A 17,842-nucleotide genomic window follows, 5' to 3' on the forward strand; every position below is an offset into this window, starting at 1 on the left:
GGGTGGGGGGGGGTGGGGGGGGGGGGGGGGGGGGGGGGGGGGGGGGGGGGGGGGGGGGGGGGGGCGGGGGGGGGGGCGGGGGGGGGGGGGGGGGGGGGGGGGGGGGGCCCCCCCCCCCCCCCCCCCCACCACCCTGGGTCGAGCGGGCCGTACGGGTCAGGCGATCGAGAAGGTCACGACCGTCTGGTAGGTGTCCGCGAACATGAAGGGCGGGAGCTGGATCATTCCGGCGCCGCCGACGGCGAACTCACCACCGGTCAGCTCCTCCCCGCCGGCGGCCTGGGAGGCCACCTTCATCGGGACGTCGGAGATCGCGCCGGGGGTGCCCGCGGTGCAGGTGCTCGGGCTGTCCGGGTTGGTCACGGTGCAGGACGGCTGGATGCCGATCTGCGCCTTCGCCATCGAGTGGCCGGTGGCCTGGTTCAGGAACGGCGTGCGCGTCGCCGTCACGTCCCAGCCCAGGGAGCCGCCGCGGAAGTCCTGGACGGTCGCGGCGTTGAAGACGCCGACCACCGACTGGGCCTTGCCGTTGATGGTGACCGCGCCGAAGCTGACGGCCGGCTGGCCGTCCTTCGGGCCGAGGGCCAGCGGTCCGGGCAGGACCTCGACGTCGACCGGGTTCTTCACACCGGCCTGCTCCTCCAGGAACACGAAGGCCTTGTACGGGGTGATCGAACCGTCGATCCGGATCGCGTCGGCCTTCTTGGTGACCGTGAGGTTGCAGGTGGCCGCGCCGGAGGCACCCGCCGTGCCCGCCCCGGTGTCACCGGTCGCCACGCCCCCGAGCAGGGCGGAGCAGGCGACGGCGCCGGCCGGGAAGTTGGCGCCGGTCACGGTGACGGCGGTGCCCGCCGGGCCGCTGTTGGGCGTCAGCTTCGTGGTGACCGGGTCCTGGGGGAGGGCCTCGACCGCGACCGAGCCGAGCGAGGCGCTCGGGCGCGGCGCCGGGGTACAGGTGGTGGTGAAGACCGAACCGGACAGGTCCGCGTCGGTCACCGCCAGGTCGAGGGCGACCTGGACCGTGGTCCCCTCACTGCCGTCCGGAATCCTGATCGTCCCGGAGAACGCCTTGGGGTCGAGCGGCTGCCCGGCCACGACGGAGACGGTCTCCGGCGGGCTGGTGACCACCTGGGTGGTGGTCCCGACCTTGAGGGTGATCTTGGAGGTGTTCACCGTGGTGACGGAGAACGCGGGGATCAGCGGGCTCGCGCCCGGGTCGATCGTGATCGGGACGACGTCGCCGGCCTTGGCTCCGTCGGGCAGGGTGACCGTGTAGTTCTGGTTGCCCGAGCCGTCCGCCTGCGGCGCCGGGGCGTCGCAGTTCTCGAAGACGGCCGTGGTCTTGGTCGCGGCCTGCGCGGAACCCGTCAGGGCCACCACGCCGCCCGTCAGGGCCAGAGACAGGGCTCCCGCCCCGGCCAGCACTCTTCGTCTGAGCATTCTCGTACTCACTGGGTCGCGACTCCTTCGTCATGACGAACCCCTCCCCCCACCCGCTGTGTGGGGGAGGCCGAGCCGGTGCGGTGGCCGATATTGACGCGTCGCCGTGATGAGAAGTCAATGACTTGCTTTCGCCCGAAGCACCCACAAATTGATGGGCCATCAGAGAGAGTCTGATGGCCCATCGGATACCGACTGGTCGGGGTGGCTGACGTGCGGTCCGGCTAGCGGGCGGTAGGGGTGTGGAGCAGCAGGTTCCGGGTGCCGGCCGGCAGTCCGGTGATCCGGTCGGGTACGGCGTTGCGCAGCAGCTCCCGGGACACCTGCGCCGGGGTGCGGGCCGTACCGCGCGCCAGGACGAGCGCGGCGACCCCGGCCACGTGCGGGGCGGCCATCGAGGTGCCGGAGGCGCGGGCCGTGGCGGTGGGGGAGTCCTTCCAGGCCGAGGTGATGCCGACGCCCGGCGCCGAGAGGTCGACGCAGGGGCCGTGGTTGGAGAACCGGGCACGCCGGTCCTCGGCGTCGGTCGCGCCGACCGTGATGGCCTGGGGGACGGAGGCCGGTGATCCGGAGCAGGCGTTCCTGCCGTCGTTCCCGGCGGCCACGGTGAAGGTGATCCCGGAGGCGACGCCCCGCATCACCGCCGCGTCGAGGGCGTAGCTGCGGGTGCCGCCGATGCTCATGTTGGCCACGGCCGGGGTGGCCGGGGCCCTGGCGGCGTCCTTCACCACCCAGTCGAGCCCTTTGAGCATGGCCGACAGGGCTGCGGAACCACGGCAGTCGGCCACCTTCACGCCGACGAGCGAGACCCCCTTGGCGACCCCGTACGTCCGTCCGCCCACGGTCGCCGCGACGTGCGTGCCGTGGCCGTTGCAGTCGCGGGAGCTGCCGAGGAACACCGCGTTGTAACCGGCGCGGGCGCGGCCGCCGAACTCCACGTGCCCGGTGTTGATGCCGGTGTCGACGACGTAGACGGTGACGCCCTCGGCCCTGGTGGGGTACGTGTACGAGCCGTCGAGGGGGAGTTGGCGCTGGTCGATCCGGTCCAGGGACCAGGGCGCGGGCGCCTGCGGCTGCATCAGCGCTTCGGGGGTGTCGATGGTGCCGGGGGTGTCGGGGGCGCCGGGGGTGTCGATGGTGCCGGGGGTGTCGGTGGTGCCGGGGGTGTCGGTGGTGCCAGGGGTGTCGGTGGTGTCGATGGTGCCAGGGGTGTCGGGGGTGTCGATGGTGCCGGGGGTGTCGGTGGTGTGGAACTCGGCGTCCGGTTCCACGGATGCCACCCGGGGGTCGGCGGCCAGGGCGGCGGCCCGGGCGGCCGTGGTGCGGACGGCGAAGCCGTTCAGGGCGGCCTCGTAGACGGCCCCGACCTCGTCGCCGGCGTCCACGGCCTCGGCGGCCAGGGCGCGGGTCGGGGCGCGGGTGGTGGTGTCCTTGAGAACGACGACGTAGGGGGCGGTGTCGGAGCGGGGAGCCGGGGCGGGGCCCGCCGTGGCGGTGGTGGCAGTGGTGGCCGCCGCGAGCAGGGCGGCGGCGGGGAGGAGCACGGCGAATGCGGTCATGCGGCCGATGCTCGGCGAGCGGCGGCGCGGGCGCGCGGAGGGTGCGCCGAGTGGGCGCACGACACGCCGCCGCGCGAGCGTATCCGGGCCTTTGCCGGGGCCCGCGCGACGGCGCCCTGCGTCAGGCCGCGCGCCAGACCGTCATGTCCAGCAGCAGGAAGCTTTCCGCGTCCGACATCCCCGGAGTCGACTTCAGCGTGAGCACGAGCAGGGCGATGTCCCCCGACGGGTGCTTGACGCAGAACTCGCTGCCGGCCGCCGCCGTGACCAGTGTCTGACGTCTGTCGGTGACGCGCTTGAGGGCGGTCTGGCAGGACTCGAGGGAGCCGTTCGGCTTGCCCCGCAGCATGGTGATCACACTGGTGTCGCTGCGCAGTTCGCAGCCGATCCGTTCGCAGTCCAGGCGGACGTCGCCTGTGCGGGTCGCGCGCTGGGCCGGTTCCTGGACGCCGACCGAGTTCGTTTCGTCCAGGCTCAGAGCGGCGTAGGCCATGGGCTTCGGCGGCCCGGCCGGGGTCGGGCTCGGCGTGGGGGTGACGGTTCCCGGGGTGGGGTTGCCGCTCGCCGAGCGGGCCGCCGGACCCGTGGGGGTTCCCGCGGCCGCCGGGGACTGCTCGGCCTTCGCCCGGTTGCGCACGCCGTCCGCCATCCTGTCGATGACCGCGGCCGCCGAGCCCACCATCAGAGCCACCGTCAGCAGCGACAGGACGGTGACCAGCGCGTTGCGCCGCCGGCGCTTGCGCCGTTGCCCGGGTGTCTCCGGCGCCGGCTTCTGCGGGGGCTGCCATGCCTGACGCATCGTGTCCGCGGACAGGGGTGCCCGGGCGGGTGCCGAGGCGGGGGTCCGGCCGGGAGTCCAGGGGGAACCCGGAGCGGGCAACAGGGCGGGCCCCTCCGATACCGGCTCCGGCTCCGGCTCCGGCTCCGGCTCCGGGACCGTCACCTCCGGCCCCGTCACCTCCCGCCAGAGGGCCGGGCCGCCGTCCGCGTCGGAGTCCTCGCCCAGTTGCTGCCGGCACCACGCCACGATCTCCGCCGGGGTGGCCCGCTCCTGCGGCTCGGTGGCCAGGCAGCGGGCGAGCAGCGGACGCAGCTCCTGCGGCAGCCGGGACAGGTCGGGCTCGGAGTGCACGATCCGGTACAGCACGGTCGCGGAGGGCCCGGTGCCGTACAGCGGCTCGCCCAGTGCGGCGAACGCCGCCGTCTGGCCCAGCGCGAACACGTCGGCGGCTGCCGTGACCTCGCCCGCCGACGCCTGCTCGGGGGACATGTACTGGGGCGTGCCGATGGTGTTGCCGGTGGCCGTGTGCGCGGTGGTGTCGGACGCCAGTGAGATGCCGAAGTCGATGACGCGGGGCCCGTCGGCGGCCAGCAGCACGTTCGACGGCTTCATGTCCCGGTGCACGATGCCGGCACCGTGGATGGCCTGCAGGGCCTCGGCCACGCCCGCCATCAGCCACAGCACGGCGGGCACGGGCAGCGGTCCGCGCCGGGACACGGCCTGCGACAGCGAGGGCCCGGGCACGTACAGGGTGGCCAGCCAGGGCGGCGTTCCGTCGGCGTCGGCGTCGATCAGCTCGGCGGTGTACGCGCCCCGGACGCGCCGGGCGGCCTCCACCTCGCGGCGGAACCGCCGCCGGAACGCCGGGTCCTCGGCCAGCTCCGGACGGACGACCTTGATCGCCACCGGCCGTCCTCCCGGGGTGTGCGACAGATAGACCCGGCCCATGCCGCCCGCGCCGAGCCGGGCCGCGATGCGGTAACCGGCCACGGTGGACGGATCGTCCGCATGGAGCGGCTCGAACACCTCGGTCGCGCTGTGCTGCATCGGCTTTCCCCCATCCCCTGATCAACCGATGAGCTGATCACGACAACCCTAAGCGGCGGGTAAGGCCGGGAGATTGCCGGGGAGGCGGTCCGGGAACGGTCCCGGCCAGGCCCTGTCCGGGCGGTCTTCGTGGGTCGGCCCGCGTTGTCTGCTGCGGTGCATCGCAAGGCGGAGGATCGCAGTTGGTAGGTGGCCGTACTCCCGCGCTACGACAACGCGGCGAGGTGCCGTGCCGTGCCAGGCAGCGCGGCCCGGCCTGATCGGAAGGACACCCCTCTAGGGGGTGAGGGGCCAGCCGCGCATCGAGAAGACGCCCTCGTCACGGGCGCCGGCGGAGGCGTACGTGGCCAGAGCGGCCTCGTTGTCGGTGTCGACCCCCACCCACATGCCGTAACAGCCGCGCGCCTTCGCTTCCTCGGCGAGGGCCAGGGCCAGGTCGCGGCCGATGCCGCGCCGGCGGTACCCCTCGTCCACGGAGAGCTCGTACAGGCACATCTCGGTGCCCTTGTCGGGGTGGCTCATCTCGATGCCGGAGACCATCCCGGCGGGTACGCCGTCGACGTAGGCGATGAGCATCACGTGTCCCGGGGCGGCGAGGAAGCGCTCGGACCACTCCTCGCGGGCGGGCCCGTCGAAGAGGGATTCGGCGGCGGAGAGCTCGGCGGGGGTGCGGGCCCGGCGGATGTCCATGGCGGCCACGATAGTGCGCACATGACGGGCGGTCAGGCGATGTCCGGCACGGCGTGGCGGTGCGCCACCCCGGAACACTCCTGACGGGGAGCCAGGGGTATCGTCCCCGGCCGGACCAGGACTTGAGGGGGAACATCATGAGGAACGCCGTGGTCACGCCGGAGGGCGACCGGATCCGCTGGGTCGAGCTGGCGGGGGAGGAGCCGGCCCGGGTCTACGTGCACGGGCTGGGGGCCACCTCGCCCGCCTACTTCGCGGCGAGCGCCACCCACCCGCTGCTGGCGGGACGGCGTTCGCTCCTGGTCGACCTGCTGGCCACGGGCACAGCGACCGGCCCGAGGGGTTCAGCTACACCCTCGAAGCGCACGCCGACGCGCTGGCGGCCGCCCTCGCCGAAGCCGGTGTGGAGGCCGCCGAGCTGATCGCCCACAGCATGGGCGGTGCCGTGGCCATCGTGCTCGCCGACCGGCACCCCCGCCTGGTGTCCCGGCTGGTGCTCGTCGACGCCAATCTGGATCCGCAGCAGCCCGTCCCCGTCATGCCCGGGAGCAGCGGGATCGCCTCCTACACCGAGGAGGAGTTCCTGGCCGGGGGCTGGGCCGAGGTACGGGACCGGGTCGGCGCGCACTGGTGGGCCACCATGCGGCTGGCCGGCCGAACCGCCCTGTACCGCACGGCCGTCCACCTGGTCGCCGGCACCACGCCCACCATGCGTGAGCTGCTGCTGGAGTCGAAGATCCCGTGCACCTACCTGCTGCCGGAGGCGGACGGGCCGCTCCCGGGCGCCGAAGCCCTGGAGGCCTCGGGCGTGGCCGTGGTGTCCGTCCCCGACTGCGGGCACAACATCATGCTCGACAACCCGGAAGGCTTCGCCCGGGCCACCGCGGCGGCGCTGACCCGCGACTGACCGCCCGCGCCCCGGCAAGAGCCGTGGCCGCCGCCCGGCTGCCGAGGACCGTCCGCCCGACAAGTGCCCTACGCCCGCCGGGCGGTCAGCCGTGGGCGCGGGATGCGGGAGCGCCGTCCCGGGGCCCGGCCCCGGGGGACGAAGTGCCGTCCGTCCAGGCGTAGACCCGCTTGCCGCGCACCGCGACCTGGTACTGGTGGGCGTCCCGGCACTCCGAGCGCGCCTCGGCCCGCAGGCTGCCCGGCCACCACTTGGCGTGCAGAGCCGGGACACCCAGCGGCTTGGGCGTGCCCGCGGTGCACTGGGGGCCGTCCAGCGGCGTCGCGCCGAGGGTGAACCGGATCATGCGGGCCTCGCCCGTCTTGTGCACTCGTATGCGGACGTCGGTGGCGTCCTTGGGTATCCAGGACGGCAGGGCGAACGCGGCCTCCGCGCGCGTGGGCGCATCGGCGGCGGTCGCGAAGCGCTTGCCCGTCTCCTTGTGCACCTTGCTGTCGATCGTGTCGGTCACGGGATTGGGCGGGAGGTTGGGCAGTGCGAAGGCGGCGGTGGCGAGGACTCCCACAGTGGATGCGGCGATGACGAGCGGGCGGCGGTTCATGCTCTCCAGTCTCGGCGGACGGACCCCCGTCGCGCGTCCCTCCTCAGGACGAAGCGGGAGTGAGCCGCAGGTCCCATACGGACTCATACCTGGGAGGGTGTCGGGTTCGGTTCCGTCGACGCGCAGTAACCGCGGGGCCCGTCCGGGAGTTGGCCGGAGGTGACCCGTCCGCCCAGGCCCCGAGGAATCCCCGCCCCATGAACCGTCCCCGCCCGATGGACCGTCCCCGGCCCCGGCCCCGCCGCCGTCTCGCCCCCGCTCTCGCCACCGCCGCCGCCACCGCGGTCCTCGCCCTCGCCCCGGCGGCCTGGGCCGCACCCCAGGTCCCGGCCGACAAGCCGCAGGTGCTGAGCCGCTGGACGCAGACCAGTGCCGCCAGCTACGACGCCTGGGCCGAGGCGCGCGAGCACCGGGCGGCCTGGGCCGCGTACGGCTTCGACTGGTCGACGGACCAGTGCACCTCGTCCCCCGACAACCCCTTCGGCTTCCCCTTCTCGGCGGCCTGCGCACGCCACGACTTCGGCTACCGGAACCACCGCGCGGCAGGGCTGTTCCCGGCCGCCAAGGACCGGCTGGACCTGGCGTTCCACGCGGACCTGAAGCGGGTCTGCGCGCAGTACTCGGGCACCCGCAGGAGCTCGTGCGACGGCACCGCGTGGACCTACTACCAAGCGGTCCGGCTCCTCGGCATCTCGTAGGCCGGCCTGTCCGGGGAGTGTCTTGTTCCCGGTCTGCTCAGCAGCACAGGACCGGGACCTGCTGGACCAGGTTGTTGCCGAAACCGCCGCGGTTCCACAGCTGTTCGAGGGGCTGCGTACCGCCCTCGGTGTCCGTGGCCCGGACGGTCAGCGTGTGGAGGCCCGGTGCGGCTTCCCAGACGCAGGTCCATGCCTGCCACGCCCACCGGTGCGGCCCCGGCGGCGCGACCTCGGCCCGGGTCCACGACCGGCCCCCGTCGGCGCTCACCTCCACCCGGTCGACGGCCCCGTGGCCGGACCAGGCCCGCCCCTCCAGCCGGACGGGGCCGGGGTGCACGACGCGGGTGCGCGTCATGAAGTCGGGGAATCCCGGCGGGACCATCAGGGCGCGCGGCGCGATCCGGGTGACCGGCTCGCCGGGGTCGTCCGGATCGTCGGACCTGCGGTACCGGTAGGCCACGGCCTGCTGGAATCCGGTGAACGGCGCGTCGACGAGGGTGATCCGGCGCAGCCATTTCACATGGGCCATGCCGTACCAGCCGGGGACGACCAGCCGCAGCGGACACCCGTGCTGTGGCGGCAGGTCCCGGCCGTTCATGGCGTAGGCGATCAAGACCTCGGGGTCGTCCCCCGTGGCGGCCGCCACCGGCAGGCTGCGCCGGTAGTCCTGCTCGACGCCGCGCTCGACCCCGTGGTCGGCGCCGGTGAACACGGCCTCGACCGCCCCCGGCCGTACGCCCGCCTCGGCGAGTACGAGACGCAACGGGACGCCCGTCCAGTCGGCGGTGCCCACCGCCTCGACCAGCCACGGCTGGCTCACCGGCCGGGGCGTCAGGCGGGCCCGGCCGTTGCCCGCGCACTCCATCGTGACGCGGTGGGTGACCGCGGGGAATCCGCGCAGGGCGGCCAGGTCCAGGGCCAGCGGCGTACGGACCAGGCCGTCGACGGCGAGACTCCACCCGGCCGCGTCGGTGGCGGGGATGTCGTAGTGGACCAGGACGTAGTGCAGTCCGGGCGGTGTGACCTCGTAGCGCAGCGCTTCCAGCGGAAGTCCGTGGTTGCGGGCCGCGAGCGCCAATTCCTCCGGGCTGATGTCCTCACCGGGCGACGCGATACGGCCCGGGGCGCTGACATCCTGCACCGACGCCTGCTCCATCTCCCCATGGTCGCGCGTACCGGCGCAGCCGCGCCACCGCGCAGCCGCGCCACCGCGCCCTCGTGTCACGGCGCCGCCGCGCTCCCTTGCACTATGGCGCCAGGTGCCGGGTGAACCAGTCGCCGGCCAGGCGGGCCACCTCGTCCAGGGCGCCCGGTTCCTCGAAGAGGTGGGTGGCTCCCGGGACGATCTCCAGGTGTTTCTCGCAGCGCAGCTCGCGCAGGGCCGCGCGATTGAGGTCGAGCACCGTCGTGTCCCGGCCGCCCACGATCAGCAGGGTGGGGGCCCGTACGGCGGCGAGCCGCGGCCCGGCCAGGTCGGGCCGGCCGCCCCTGGAGACCACGGCGTAGACGTCCGGGTCCGAGGCCGCGGCCCACAGCGCCGCCCCGGCTCCGGTGCTCGCCCCGAACCAGCCCACCGGGAGTGCCTCGCGGCCGCGCAGCCAGACGGTGGCGTCCGCGAGCCGTCCCGCCAGGGTCTCGATGTCGAAGACGTTGGCCCGGTCGCCCTCCTCGGCGGGCGTGAGCAGGTCGAGGAGCAGGGTGCCGAGACCCGCCCGGTTGAGTTCCGCCGCCACCGACCGGTTGCGCGGGCTGTGGCGGCTGCTGCCGGAGCCGTGGGCGAACATCACGACCGCCCCGGCGCCCTCGGGCAGGGCCAGGTCCCCGGCCAGGGCAAGGCCGCCGGCGTCCACCTCGACCGCGGCGGTCCGCACGGGCGAGCGGGTGGCGGCGTCGGCGGCCGCCCTCGCCAGCAGGAAGACGACCTCCTCGTCGGGGGTCTGGGAGAAGTCCTGGTACCACTCGCCGACCGCCCGGAAGGCATGCGGGGTGGACAGGCACACGACCTCGTCGGCGGCGGAGCCCAGCCGGGCGACCGCGTCCGGCGGGGCCACCGGAACCGCCAGCACCACCCGCGCCGCGCCCTGCGCCCGTACGACCTCGCACGCGGCCGCGGCCGTCGCCCCGGTCGCGATCCCGTCGTCCACGACGATCACGGTCCGGCCGCCGAGGGCCACCCGCGGGCGGTCCCCCCGGAACCTGCGGGCCTGCCGGGCGAGCTCCGCCTCCTCGGCGTGCTCGACCGCCGCGAGGTCCTCGGGGCGGACCCGGCTGCTGCGGACGATGTCTTCGCTGATGACGCGTACGCCGCCCTCGCCGATGGCGCCGAAGCCCAACTCACGGTGGTGGGGGACGCCGAGCTTGCGCACGACGATCACATCGAGGGGGGCGCCGAGGGCGCGGGCCACCCGGAAGGCGACCGGGACTCCGCCGCGGGGCAGGCCCAGTACGACGGGATCCTCCCCCCGCAGGTGCAGGAGGGCCTCGGCCAGACGCTCGCCGGCCTCCGTGCGATGGGTGAATAGCACGATGGCTCACCCCCAACCCAGGGGAGACGGAAACCGCGTACCCACCTCCTTCGACGCAACCCCATCCCGGGCCTTCCCGCAAGTCGGTACGGGGCATGCGGTACGGGGCATGCGGTACGGGGCACGGATCAGGACGCGGCGGGGAGCGGGCGGCGGGTACGACGTGATGCGTGCGGACCCGGCACGGGTGCGCACGCCGCCCGGGTCCGCCGGCCGGTACGGGGTCGTGGACGAGGGCCGGTCCGGCCCGTTCCCGCCCTCCTGCACGTACGGCTCCGAGCCGGCCCCGAACCGGCGTCCCGTACACGGGCTGGCAGGCATCCGGAACCAGCCAACTCCGCCCGTCCGCCGCGCCACTTCAGCCGTTGCGACCTGCACGAAAGCCCTCCGCGGAGGGAGGGCTTCGGGTGGTGCGGAGAGAGTGCCCCCGGCAGGACTCGAACCTGCGGCCAAGTGCTTAGAAGGTATACGGCACCGAGCGCTGTGCTCACCTGCGTTTTCCCAGGATCCGTTGCACCAAATTAATGCAAGGCACTTGGCCAATGTCTCGGGAAGGTTGGCGGAGACTCGCTGCTGCCCCAACGTACAGCGCTGCCCCGAGGCCATTGCGGCACCCGGGGCAGCTCTGCAACCGTGTCCCGCCATCGGGACGGGATCGCCGCACCTCGCAGGAAGCGACTTCACGGTCTGCGCGCCGTTTGGGGCGGCGCGCAGCTTGTGGGGAGCCTGGGTGATGCCCGCCTAAACACAAGATCACACAATGTAGGGTGCACCCTACATACATCACCCCATGATCACGACAGCTTGGACGGGTGTCTCGCGCCGCCCCCGTCCCGCCCCACGTCATCGCCAGACGGCAACACATCGGCAGGCAAATCCGGGCGGCCCGACTGGCCAGGAACCTGACTCAAGAGGCGGTCGCCCTCCGCATCGGCATGGACCGTGCGACGTACGTCCGTATCGAGCAGGGGCAGGCCAGCCCGCTCCTCGACACGCTGATCCTCATCGCGGAGGCGATCGGCGTGCCACTGTCGGCGCTCGTCAGGGAGTAGGGCCTCGGCGGGCCGCAGGTAAGGCCCGCGTCATGTGCATGGTGCAACCATACGGATTACACGGCTGGACGGAAGACCCAATTCCGCAACGAGTCCGCGGACCCCTTTGCCGAGGTAGCCCCGGCCGGCAGGGGGATGCCGGCCGGGGCGGTTGCTCGCTCGTCAGGCTGAGGTGTGCTCGCGGTCGCTGGCCCCGCCACCGCGGCAGGCGAGGCACGGCTGGCTGTAGACGACTCGATGCGCGCCGTCCACCAGGATCGTGCGCTGCAGGCCACGGCAGGCCCCGCAACCAGACCTGATCTCGGCTCTGCGGCGCGGCACTGCGCCCTTGCGACGCAGCTCCTGGAGATGGTTGATCAACGGTCCGTAGTCGGGGCGTCCCTGCGCGCTCATAGCTGTCAGCCTAGCGAGCATGTCTAGTTGGGGTGGTCCGCGCGGCAGTTCGCCTCACAGTTCCCGTCGGCGCACTGGTTGTCGTGCTGGCAGTTCGCCGCGACCGCGATGCCCTCCAGCGGCCCGGTCCACAGCTCCATGTCCGGCTCGTAGCCGGCCGCACGGATCTGTTCGAGGGTGTGGTCGAGGGCACCCGGCGTGTACCGGGTGGGGTCGGGCAGCTCGGGCAGGTGGTGGACGAACCGGCCGAGCTGGGCGGCCAGCTTGGCGTACACGAGGGTGTGGAGGATGAGTGCGTGCCAGCCCTCGTCGACCACCCGGGACGGGCGCATGCCGCCGGGGAACAGGGCTGCGGCTGCGACGAACTTGAGGCCCTCCTCGGTGATTCGGTCGGCGTCGGCGCTGGACATGTCGGGGTTGTTGCTGGCGACTGTCGCGGCGACGGCCGCGAAGTCTGTCTCGGTGATGAGGGCGCGGGCGCTGCGGGTGAGGGGGGTGGTGAGGGTCATGGTGCCTCCGGTGTGGGCCGGTGTCGGGCTGTCTCCCTTGCCGGTGCTGCACGGGGGCGGTACGGGAGTGGACATGGCTGTCCCCTTCGAGTTGGAGTGTTGGATCGGTGAGGGCTGATGGCGGAGCGCAGGGCAGGATCAGGTGATCCCGTGGCGGCCGCCCTGAGGGCAGCCCTGTGCGTGGACGACGGCGCCGCCCTCGGGGCCGCCGATCGGCAGGGGTTTGGCGCCGCAGCGGCAGGGCTCGGGGGACTGCACGTTCTCGCGCTGCCAGGTGATCTCGTCGGTCGTCACCGGGCGGCCTCGATGTTCGCGACGGCTGTGGTCAGCTCGGTGCCGCCGCCGTGCGGGCGGATGTATGCGATCTCCGCCCACCGGTCCTCGTAACTGGGGGCGGCGGCGGTGTTTTCCACCCGTACGGCCATGAGCGTGCCCTCGGTGCCGGACGCGATGTCGCGGACCGGCTTGCGGAGGAGGGCGTGAGGGATCTCGCAGTTTGCGTCGGCCGGGGTGCTGGTCATGCCCGCTCCACAGGCGTGAGGCCGTGCTGCTCCCGACACGACCCACACGCGAGAACGAGTGTGCCCGGGCCGGAGTTCGAGGGGCCCGACACAACCTTCAAGGCGGTGCCCGGCCCGTCGTGCCACTCACACCAGGGTTCGTCAGTCATGTCGGGGCTCCCTACCGTCGTCAGCGGGTGGTGAGACGAGTGTGGGAGCACGACAAGGCCCCAACTATCCGAGGTTTCGGATAGTCGGGGCCAAGGGTTCGCGGAGCGTCAGACGCCTAGCCAGGAGCCGTACGACAGGAAGGAGTCCGGGAGTTGGCGGCGAGCCGCCTCCAGCCCGGCGTACGTCTCCCGCACCGTCTGGTGATAGCGGGCCTGCTGCGGCGCCGTCTTCCGCGCCCGCAACAGGTTCTGGAACGAGCCATCGAGGTCGCCCGTCCACATCTGCGCCCGTGCCAGCTCGGCGTAGTGGTGGCTCCTCCTGGACTTCGGCCAGTCCTTCGGGATGTTCACCCCGCGGCCGGTCTGTGCGGCCTGCCCGTACTCGTCCAGCTCGGCTAGCACGCTGACCCGGTGCACGGCCACGTTCGTCGGCCCGAACGCCAGCCAGTGCGTCTCGACCGCCTCGCCGGTTCCCGCTGCGATCCGCTCCGCCTCGTCGAGGTGCCCGTCCGCGCGGCTGCGGTCCTTCGACCGGCCGGCCATAACCGCGGCGCCGAGGTGGAGCTGGCCGGTGACGACCTCCCGCTCCCGGGACGGCTCCGCCTGGCCGAGTGTGGACAGCCCGAGCCGGACGAGACGCTCGCCCGTCCGGTACTCGCCGTCGCGGAGGTAGGTGAGGGCCCGCATGTAGCGGTACATGCCGCCGAACACCGCGTCTGAGCCGCGCTCGGCCGCCCAGTCCATGCGGGCCAAGGACAGAGTGGCCAGGTCGTAGTAGCCCAGCTTGGAGGCGACGTCGTAGGCCGTGCGGTACAGGCTCGCCAGCAGCAGCCAGCGCTCCCGACCCGGCGCGGCGTGCGCGGCTGTGGTCGCCTCCAGCAGCAGGCCCGGCAGTTGGGCCGCGACTTGCTTGATCTCGCCCGCGCGGACCGCGATGAGGAGGGTCTCCGCGTCGTCGGCGAGGAGCTGGCCGGCGCGCGGGCTGATGTCCGGGTCGGCGCCGAGGTCGTAGACGTCGAGGGCCTGGCGGATCGGCCTGATCAGTATGTCCAGCTGGTCGGCTCGCAGCTCGGTCGTGTAGGGCTGGCCGGTGACCGTGGCGACCTCGACGCGCATGGCGCGGGCCAGCGCGGCGATGACGTACGGGGTGGCAGCGGTGACGCCTTGCTCGATCTTGGTGAGCGTGCCGTAGGGGACCTGGGACAGGTCGGACAGGGCTCTTTGGGTGAGGTGGCGTTCGAGGCGGAGGCGCTTGATGCGTGCGCCGGTGTGGTCGTGCGGTAGAGAGTGCATACTGGCTCCCGTTCAGACTCGACACCTGAACGATAGCTGGACACGCAGAAATCGCCCCCTCCCGCCCGACGGCGAGAGGGGGCGCTGTGCGCTACGCGATGCGGGTCAGCTTGAGCATCGACCCGGCCTTGAGGATGGTTGGGCTGGCGTTCGTGGATGTCTGTGCCCAGCGGAACTGTAGCGTCCCGGCGGTGGCTGCGACGCGGAGTACGCCGCGTGGGAGGACGGCCGATCCGGCCGCGATGATGCCGACGCCCGAGGCGATGGCAGCGTCGTTGCGCTGGAGCTTGACCGAGCCGATGTTGTTCGTGTTGCCCGCGCTGACCCCGTTCTCCGTCCAGGACAGGGCGGCGCCGGCGGGGACTGTCCAGCCCATGGTGAGGTCGGCGGCGGGGTCGCCCTCCACATCGAGATACAGGGCGACCTCGTACCAGCCGTTCGCCACGACGGACAGGGCCAGGTGGTCGTCGTCCTGCAGCGTGTTGTTGGTGATCGGCTCGTCGGCGGTCTTCACCGCGGTGCGGGTCTCGGCCTCCGAGTTGGTCATCCGAGTCTCGAGGTCCGCGATGCGCAACAGCGCGTCGTCGATATACCCGTTGAGGGCGTTGCCGGAGGCGAGCGGGTAGAACTGCCCGGTGGCCCAGGCGCGGTCACCGTGCGGGTCGCTGGCGGCCGCGTGGGCCGTCACCTTCCCAGCGGCGCCGGCCGATGTCTCGAGCGCGCTCGTGTCCGTGATGCCGTGCACGGCCGTGGTGTCCGCGGCGTGCGCCGAGAGAGCTCCTGCAGCAGTGGCCTCGGCGGCGGCCTGCGCGGCGTTGGCTTTGGTCTGCGCTGCGTCCGGTGTCTCGGCGCCGATCGCTGCCGGGGTGACAGGGTCCGTGCCGCCCGAGCCGTGACTCGCCGCGTGCGCGGTCGGGGTGCGGGCGTTGGTGGTGGTCGGGTCGTTGGAGCGCAGCGCGATGTTCGCGCCCGCGCCAGCGGCGCCCAGCGGGGGCTGTGGTCCGACCTCGCCGGGGTCTCCCTTCGGGCCCTCGGGGCCGCGCAGGTAGCCGACCGCCCCCGGGTCGGCCTGGATCAGGTCGGTGATGGGCACCGCGGTCCCGTTGCCGAGCGGCAGCAGGAAGTGGAACACCCTGACGATGACGCCCTGGTGGTACTCCTCGTACCGCCACAGCTTGCCGGTGGCGGGCTCGATGGTCTGGTCGTCGGTGGTGACGAGCTCGGCGGACCAGGCGCCGTTGGTGAGGGTCTGCTCCTCGCCGGCCGAGGCGAGGATCTCGTCCCCCTCGGTGTCGGTCCAGCGCGCCGGGTAGGGGGCGAGGACAACCCGCCGGATCCCCGACGGCGCCCCGATGATCGGGCTGCCGACGAGGCCGGTGACGGTACGGGTGGTGGGCATGCCCAGCCTCCTACCTGCTCGTGGTGGTGCGCTGGGCGCGGATGACCATGCGGGTCCGCTGGACCATCAGACCGGCGATCGCCAGGACCATCGCGGTCCGCATGCCGCGGAGGATGGTGGCAGGGCAGCCCTCGGGCCACATGATGATCAGCACGGTGTACAGGCACAGGCCGCCGAGCGCCCCGGCCAGCAACATCAGGTTCCGGCCGACGTCACTGCGCCACCATGGGGCGCGCAGGTGGTAGACGAGAGCGAAACCGGCACATGCGGCAGCCGCGACACCCGACGCGATCATGTTCACCCACTGGTCCGGGGTCAACTGCATCATGGAGTGCCTCCTCTCCACGCCAGCGCGATGCGCTCTGCGAAGTGGTTCTGTTCTCGGGCGGTGCGCAGTACCTGCGCTGCAGCGTCGACCTCGGGCCGCCTCGCCTCCGCTGCCTGGCGGGCGCACTGCGCGCGGTACAGGGCACCGCTCGCGGCCCTCTGCCCGGCGCTCGTGCTACCCCTGCAGCCCATCGTGCGCTTCAGCCATCGGAGCATCGGACACCTCCTTGGCGCGGGGCAGCGAGCCGAGCAGGTGGCCCGCCGTTCGGGACAGCTCGAGGAGTTCGGTGGTCTGCTCTCGCTCGGCCTGGCGCGCCTTCTCCGACTCCCCGTGGGCGGCCCGCCAGGTGTCGCGCTCCTCGCGCATGTCCACCAGCGTCGATCGTGGGACGAGGCGGCCGGTGAGGATGAGGAGCACGACCAGGACGAGGAGGCCGGCCGCGCCGAGGTCGGTCGGGGTGAAGCCGAAGATGTCCACGGCCGGTACCTCCTGCGGTTGTACGGGCAACGATCAGACTCCGAACGGGCCAGCCGGGCTGTCGGCGGGATGCCGGACGGTCTCGGTGATGCCGGGGCCCTCGGTGCCGCCGGAGGTGGCTATGGCGGTGAGGATCGCCAGGACGGAGGCGAGGCCGCCGATGGATGCGGCCTGGCCCCAGTCGACGTCGAGGAGGCCGAGCTGGTCGGCGCTGAGGGTGGCGATGACGGCCTGGGCGAAGGTGCGGACGGACCGCTCGGCGGTGGACTTCCAGAAGGCGCGAGTGAACATGTGGGTATCTCCTTGGTCAGCTGATGACGGTGAAGCCGCGGGCCTTGCCCAGGCGGGTCAGGGAGGTTTGGCCGGGGATTCCGTCCGCGTCCGTGCCGGAGTAGCCGTATTGGCGCTGCAGGCGGGCGTAGGCGGCGACGCTGAGGGAGCCGAACGACCCGTCGTGGGCGTACGCGTCCTGCAGCAGGCCCTCGGCGGCGAGTGCGACCTCGACGACGTTGACCTCGGCGGGGTAGGTGGTGCCGCCCTGACGCAGGCCCGGGTCCCGGCGGGCGGCCGCAGCGATGTGGGCGGCGGAGACCCGGACCTGGGGCGGCGCCGGGACGGGGACGGACGCGGTGCGGGTCCCGCCCCGTGTCGGGTCGGCGGACACGGTGCCCTCGTCGAACTGCGGTACGCCGTAGCCGTACGGGCTGCCGGCGCCGCGGCGGGGGCGCACGCGCTGGTACACGCCGTCGCCCTGGAAGCTGCCGCCGGCGTTGGTGTTTCCCTCGACGGTGTAGATCGAGTTCGCGTCGTAGGCGTAGACGACACCGACGTGGTCCTGTCCGACCGAGCCGAGGTAGAAGGGGCCGCCGAGGACGGGGTAGTCGGTCCAGCGGTCGGCCTTCTTCCACCACTGCACGGCCGTCCAGCAGGACGCCGTGATGGGCCAGGAGCTGCGGGCGCCGAGTTCGTCCGCGCCCCATGCGGTGAAGGTGGCGCACCAGGCCTGCCCCTGGCTCCATTCGAGCCCCAGGGTTTCCGGCGAGAAGCGCTGGATGTTGTTCCAGTTGCCGTTGGCGTCGCGGCCCTCGTGGTAGCCGGTCAGGCTACGCAGGAGGTTGACGTACGCGGTGCGGGACAGTCCCATCAGGCACGCTCCGGCCAGTGCCAGGTGCCGCCGTGCTGCTCCTCGGAGTACGCGACGTCACGGTTGAAGAAGCAGCCCTCGGGGTTGAGGACTGCCAGCCCGGCCGCCCACTGCCCCTCGGTGCCGTTCGGGCACCCGTCGAAGGGCTCGGCCGTCAGGAACTCGGGAACCTCGGTGACGATGGCCGCACGGCACTGCGATGGGTACTCGCCGCCCGGCGTGCCGTGGCTGACGTAGTGGACGATCCGGCCGACGGACGGCTGTGGTTCAGGCATGTGGGCTCCAGGGCATGAGAAACGCCCCGGCCGGCGGCGCGGGGCGGGCGGGTG

20 protein-coding genes and 1 pseudogene are annotated in these 17,842 nt (G+C 72.9%); 3 read left to right on the forward strand and 18 right to left on the reverse strand.

Annotation, left to right across the window (positions count from 1 at the left end):
• Positions 1-156 precede the first annotated feature (156 nt).
• The 4 genes from ACGFZK_RS32315 to ACGFZK_RS32330 form a co-directional block, all read right to left on the reverse strand.
• The gene (locus ACGFZK_RS32315; protein WP_393852402.1) at positions 157-1,440 is read right to left on the reverse strand and encodes a hypothetical protein; all 1,284 of its coding nucleotides are present in this window, start codon (positions 1,438-1,440) and stop codon (positions 157-159) included.
• Positions 1,441-1,664: 224 nt separating this feature from the next.
• Positions 1,665-2,999, reverse strand: a complete 1,335-nt coding sequence (locus ACGFZK_RS32320; RefSeq protein ID WP_393852403.1) for a S8 family peptidase — start codon at positions 2,997-2,999, stop codon at positions 1,665-1,667.
• Between the two features lie 121 nt (positions 3,000-3,120).
• Complete coding sequence (locus ACGFZK_RS32325; protein ID WP_393852404.1) at positions 3,121-4,827, reverse strand: serine/threonine-protein kinase; 1,707 nt, start codon at positions 4,825-4,827, stop codon at positions 3,121-3,123.
• A 276-nt stretch (positions 4,828-5,103) separates the two neighbouring features.
• The gene (locus tag ACGFZK_RS32330) at positions 5,104-5,538 is read right to left on the reverse strand and encodes a GNAT family N-acetyltransferase (RefSeq protein ID WP_393852405.1); all 435 of its coding nucleotides are present in this window, start codon (positions 5,536-5,538) and stop codon (positions 5,104-5,106) included.
• 116 nt (positions 5,539-5,654) lie between these two features.
• Here ACGFZK_RS32330 and ACGFZK_RS32335 point away from each other — a divergent pair.
• Positions 5,655-6,424: pseudogene (locus ACGFZK_RS32335) on the forward strand (alpha/beta fold hydrolase).
• An 85-nt stretch (positions 6,425-6,509) separates the two neighbouring features.
• On the opposite strand, the gene ACGFZK_RS32340 reads toward ACGFZK_RS32335, so the two are convergent.
• Complete coding sequence (locus tag ACGFZK_RS32340) at positions 6,510-7,025, reverse strand: hypothetical protein (protein WP_393852406.1); 516 nt, start codon at positions 7,023-7,025, stop codon at positions 6,510-6,512.
• A gap of 215 nt (positions 7,026-7,240) precedes the next feature.
• Between ACGFZK_RS32340 and ACGFZK_RS32345 the strand changes: the two genes are divergently transcribed.
• The gene (locus ACGFZK_RS32345; RefSeq protein WP_393852506.1) at positions 7,241-7,723 is read left to right on the forward strand and encodes a phospholipase; all 483 of its coding nucleotides are present in this window, start codon (positions 7,241-7,243) and stop codon (positions 7,721-7,723) included.
• 37 nt (positions 7,724-7,760) lie between these two features.
• On the opposite strand, the gene ACGFZK_RS32350 is transcribed toward ACGFZK_RS32345, so the two are convergent.
• Together ACGFZK_RS32350 and ACGFZK_RS32355 are read right to left on the reverse strand one after the other, a co-directional pair.
• On the reverse strand, positions 7,761-8,879 hold the full coding sequence (locus ACGFZK_RS32350; protein WP_393852407.1) for a sulfite oxidase: 1,119 nt from the start codon (positions 8,877-8,879) through the stop codon (positions 7,761-7,763).
• Between the two features lie 91 nt (positions 8,880-8,970).
• Positions 8,971-10,248: a phosphoribosyltransferase family protein gene (locus ACGFZK_RS32355; RefSeq protein ID WP_393852408.1), complete on the reverse strand. Its 1,278-nt coding sequence runs from the start codon at positions 10,246-10,248 to the stop codon at positions 8,971-8,973.
• Between the two features lie 812 nt (positions 10,249-11,060).
• Here ACGFZK_RS32355 and ACGFZK_RS32360 point away from each other — a divergent pair.
• Complete coding sequence (locus tag ACGFZK_RS32360; RefSeq protein WP_393852409.1) at positions 11,061-11,300, forward strand: helix-turn-helix domain-containing protein; 240 nt, start codon at positions 11,061-11,063, stop codon at positions 11,298-11,300.
• A 162-nt stretch (positions 11,301-11,462) separates the two neighbouring features.
• On the opposite strand, the gene ACGFZK_RS32365 is transcribed toward ACGFZK_RS32360, so the two are convergent.
• The 11 genes from ACGFZK_RS32365 to ACGFZK_RS32415 form a co-directional block, all read right to left on the reverse strand.
• Entirely contained in the window at positions 11,463-11,693 is a 231-nt protein-coding gene (locus tag ACGFZK_RS32365; RefSeq protein WP_393852410.1) for a hypothetical protein, read from the reverse strand.
• A gap of 23 nt (positions 11,694-11,716) precedes the next feature.
• The gene (locus ACGFZK_RS32370; RefSeq protein ID WP_393852411.1) at positions 11,717-12,277 is read right to left on the reverse strand and encodes a hypothetical protein; all 561 of its coding nucleotides are present in this window, start codon (positions 12,275-12,277) and stop codon (positions 11,717-11,719) included.
• A 63-nt stretch (positions 12,278-12,340) separates the two neighbouring features.
• The gene (locus ACGFZK_RS32375; RefSeq protein ID WP_393852412.1) at positions 12,341-12,496 is read right to left on the reverse strand and encodes a hypothetical protein; all 156 of its coding nucleotides are present in this window, start codon (positions 12,494-12,496) and stop codon (positions 12,341-12,343) included.
• On the reverse strand, positions 12,493-12,723 hold the full coding sequence (locus ACGFZK_RS32380; RefSeq protein ID WP_393852413.1) for a hypothetical protein: 231 nt from the start codon (positions 12,721-12,723) through the stop codon (positions 12,493-12,495). The genes ACGFZK_RS32375 and ACGFZK_RS32380 overlap by 4 nt, the downstream gene beginning before the upstream one ends.
• 257 nt (positions 12,724-12,980) lie before the next feature.
• Positions 12,981-14,165, reverse strand: a complete 1,185-nt coding sequence (locus ACGFZK_RS32385; RefSeq protein ID WP_393852414.1) for a helix-turn-helix domain-containing protein — start codon at positions 14,163-14,165, stop codon at positions 12,981-12,983.
• Between the two features lie 91 nt (positions 14,166-14,256).
• Positions 14,257-15,564, reverse strand: a complete 1,308-nt coding sequence (locus ACGFZK_RS32390) for a hypothetical protein (protein WP_393852415.1) — start codon at positions 15,562-15,564, stop codon at positions 14,257-14,259.
• A 10-nt stretch (positions 15,565-15,574) separates the two neighbouring features.
• The gene (locus tag ACGFZK_RS32395; protein ID WP_393852416.1) at positions 15,575-15,892 is read right to left on the reverse strand and encodes a hypothetical protein; all 318 of its coding nucleotides are present in this window, start codon (positions 15,890-15,892) and stop codon (positions 15,575-15,577) included.
• A gap of 174 nt (positions 15,893-16,066) precedes the next feature.
• Positions 16,067-16,369 carry a hypothetical protein gene (locus ACGFZK_RS32400; RefSeq protein WP_393852417.1) on the reverse strand — a complete coding sequence of 101 codons (303 nt, stop codon included), beginning with the start codon at positions 16,367-16,369 and terminating at the stop codon, positions 16,067-16,069.
• Between the two features lie 33 nt (positions 16,370-16,402).
• Complete coding sequence (locus ACGFZK_RS32405) at positions 16,403-16,660, reverse strand: holin (RefSeq protein WP_393852418.1); 258 nt, start codon at positions 16,658-16,660, stop codon at positions 16,403-16,405.
• A 16-nt stretch (positions 16,661-16,676) separates the two neighbouring features.
• On the reverse strand, positions 16,677-17,513 hold the full coding sequence (locus ACGFZK_RS32410; RefSeq protein ID WP_393852419.1) for a hypothetical protein: 837 nt from the start codon (positions 17,511-17,513) through the stop codon (positions 16,677-16,679).
• Complete coding sequence (locus tag ACGFZK_RS32415) at positions 17,513-17,788, reverse strand: hypothetical protein (protein WP_393852420.1); 276 nt, start codon at positions 17,786-17,788, stop codon at positions 17,513-17,515. Before ACGFZK_RS32415 ends, ACGFZK_RS32410 begins: the two co-directional genes overlap by 1 nt.
• Positions 17,789-17,842: the final 54 nt, after the last annotated feature.

The organism is Streptomyces sp. NPDC048257, from assembly GCF_043201855.1.
In the GTDB taxonomy this organism is placed as follows: Bacteria; Actinomycetota; Actinomycetes; order Streptomycetales; family Streptomycetaceae; genus Streptomyces.

Bases quoted from the DNA above. Each gene is read 5' to 3' on its own strand.
- ACGFZK_RS32390 (WP_393852415.1), bottom strand. From the start codon at position 15,564: ATGCCCACCACCCGTACCGTCACCGGCCTCGTCGGCAGCCCGATCATC.
- ACGFZK_RS32410 (WP_393852419.1), bottom strand. From the start codon at position 17,513: ATGGGACTGTCCCGCACCGCGTACGTCAACCTCCTGCGTAGCCTGACC.
- ACGFZK_RS32395 (WP_393852416.1), bottom strand. From the start codon at position 15,892: ATGATGCAGTTGACCCCGGACCAGTGGGTGAACATGATCGCGTCGGGT.
- ACGFZK_RS32365 (WP_393852410.1), bottom strand. From the start codon at position 11,693: ATGAGCGCGCAGGGACGCCCCGACTACGGACCGTTGATCAACCATCTC.
- ACGFZK_RS32340 (WP_393852406.1), bottom strand. From the start codon at position 7,025: ATGAACCGCCGCCCGCTCGTCATCGCCGCATCCACTGTGGGAGTCCTC.
- ACGFZK_RS32405 (WP_393852418.1), bottom strand. From the start codon at position 16,660: ATGTTCACTCGCGCCTTCTGGAAGTCCACCGCCGAGCGGTCCGTCCGC.
- ACGFZK_RS32370 (WP_393852411.1), bottom strand. From the start codon at position 12,277: ATGTCCACTCCCGTACCGCCCCCGTGCAGCACCGGCAAGGGAGACAGC.
- ACGFZK_RS32350 (WP_393852407.1), bottom strand. From the start codon at position 8,879: ATGGAGCAGGCGTCGGTGCAGGATGTCAGCGCCCCGGGCCGTATCGCG.
- ACGFZK_RS32385 (WP_393852414.1), bottom strand. From the start codon at position 14,165: ATGCACTCTCTACCGCACGACCACACCGGCGCACGCATCAAGCGCCTC.
- ACGFZK_RS32415 (WP_393852420.1), bottom strand. From the start codon at position 17,788: ATGCCTGAACCACAGCCGTCCGTCGGCCGGATCGTCCACTACGTCAGC.
- ACGFZK_RS32325 (WP_393852404.1), bottom strand. From the start codon at position 4,827: ATGCAGCACAGCGCGACCGAGGTGTTCGAGCCGCTCCATGCGGACGAT.
- ACGFZK_RS32380 (WP_393852413.1), bottom strand. From the start codon at position 12,723: ATGACCAGCACCCCGGCCGACGCAAACTGCGAGATCCCTCACGCCCTC.
- ACGFZK_RS32320 (WP_393852403.1), bottom strand. From the start codon at position 2,999: ATGACCGCATTCGCCGTGCTCCTCCCCGCCGCCGCCCTGCTCGCGGCG.
- ACGFZK_RS32315 (WP_393852402.1), bottom strand. From the start codon at position 1,440: ATGCTCAGACGAAGAGTGCTGGCCGGGGCGGGAGCCCTGTCTCTGGCC.
- ACGFZK_RS32345 (WP_393852506.1), top strand. From the start codon at position 7,241: ATGGACCGTCCCCGGCCCCGGCCCCGCCGCCGTCTCGCCCCCGCTCTC.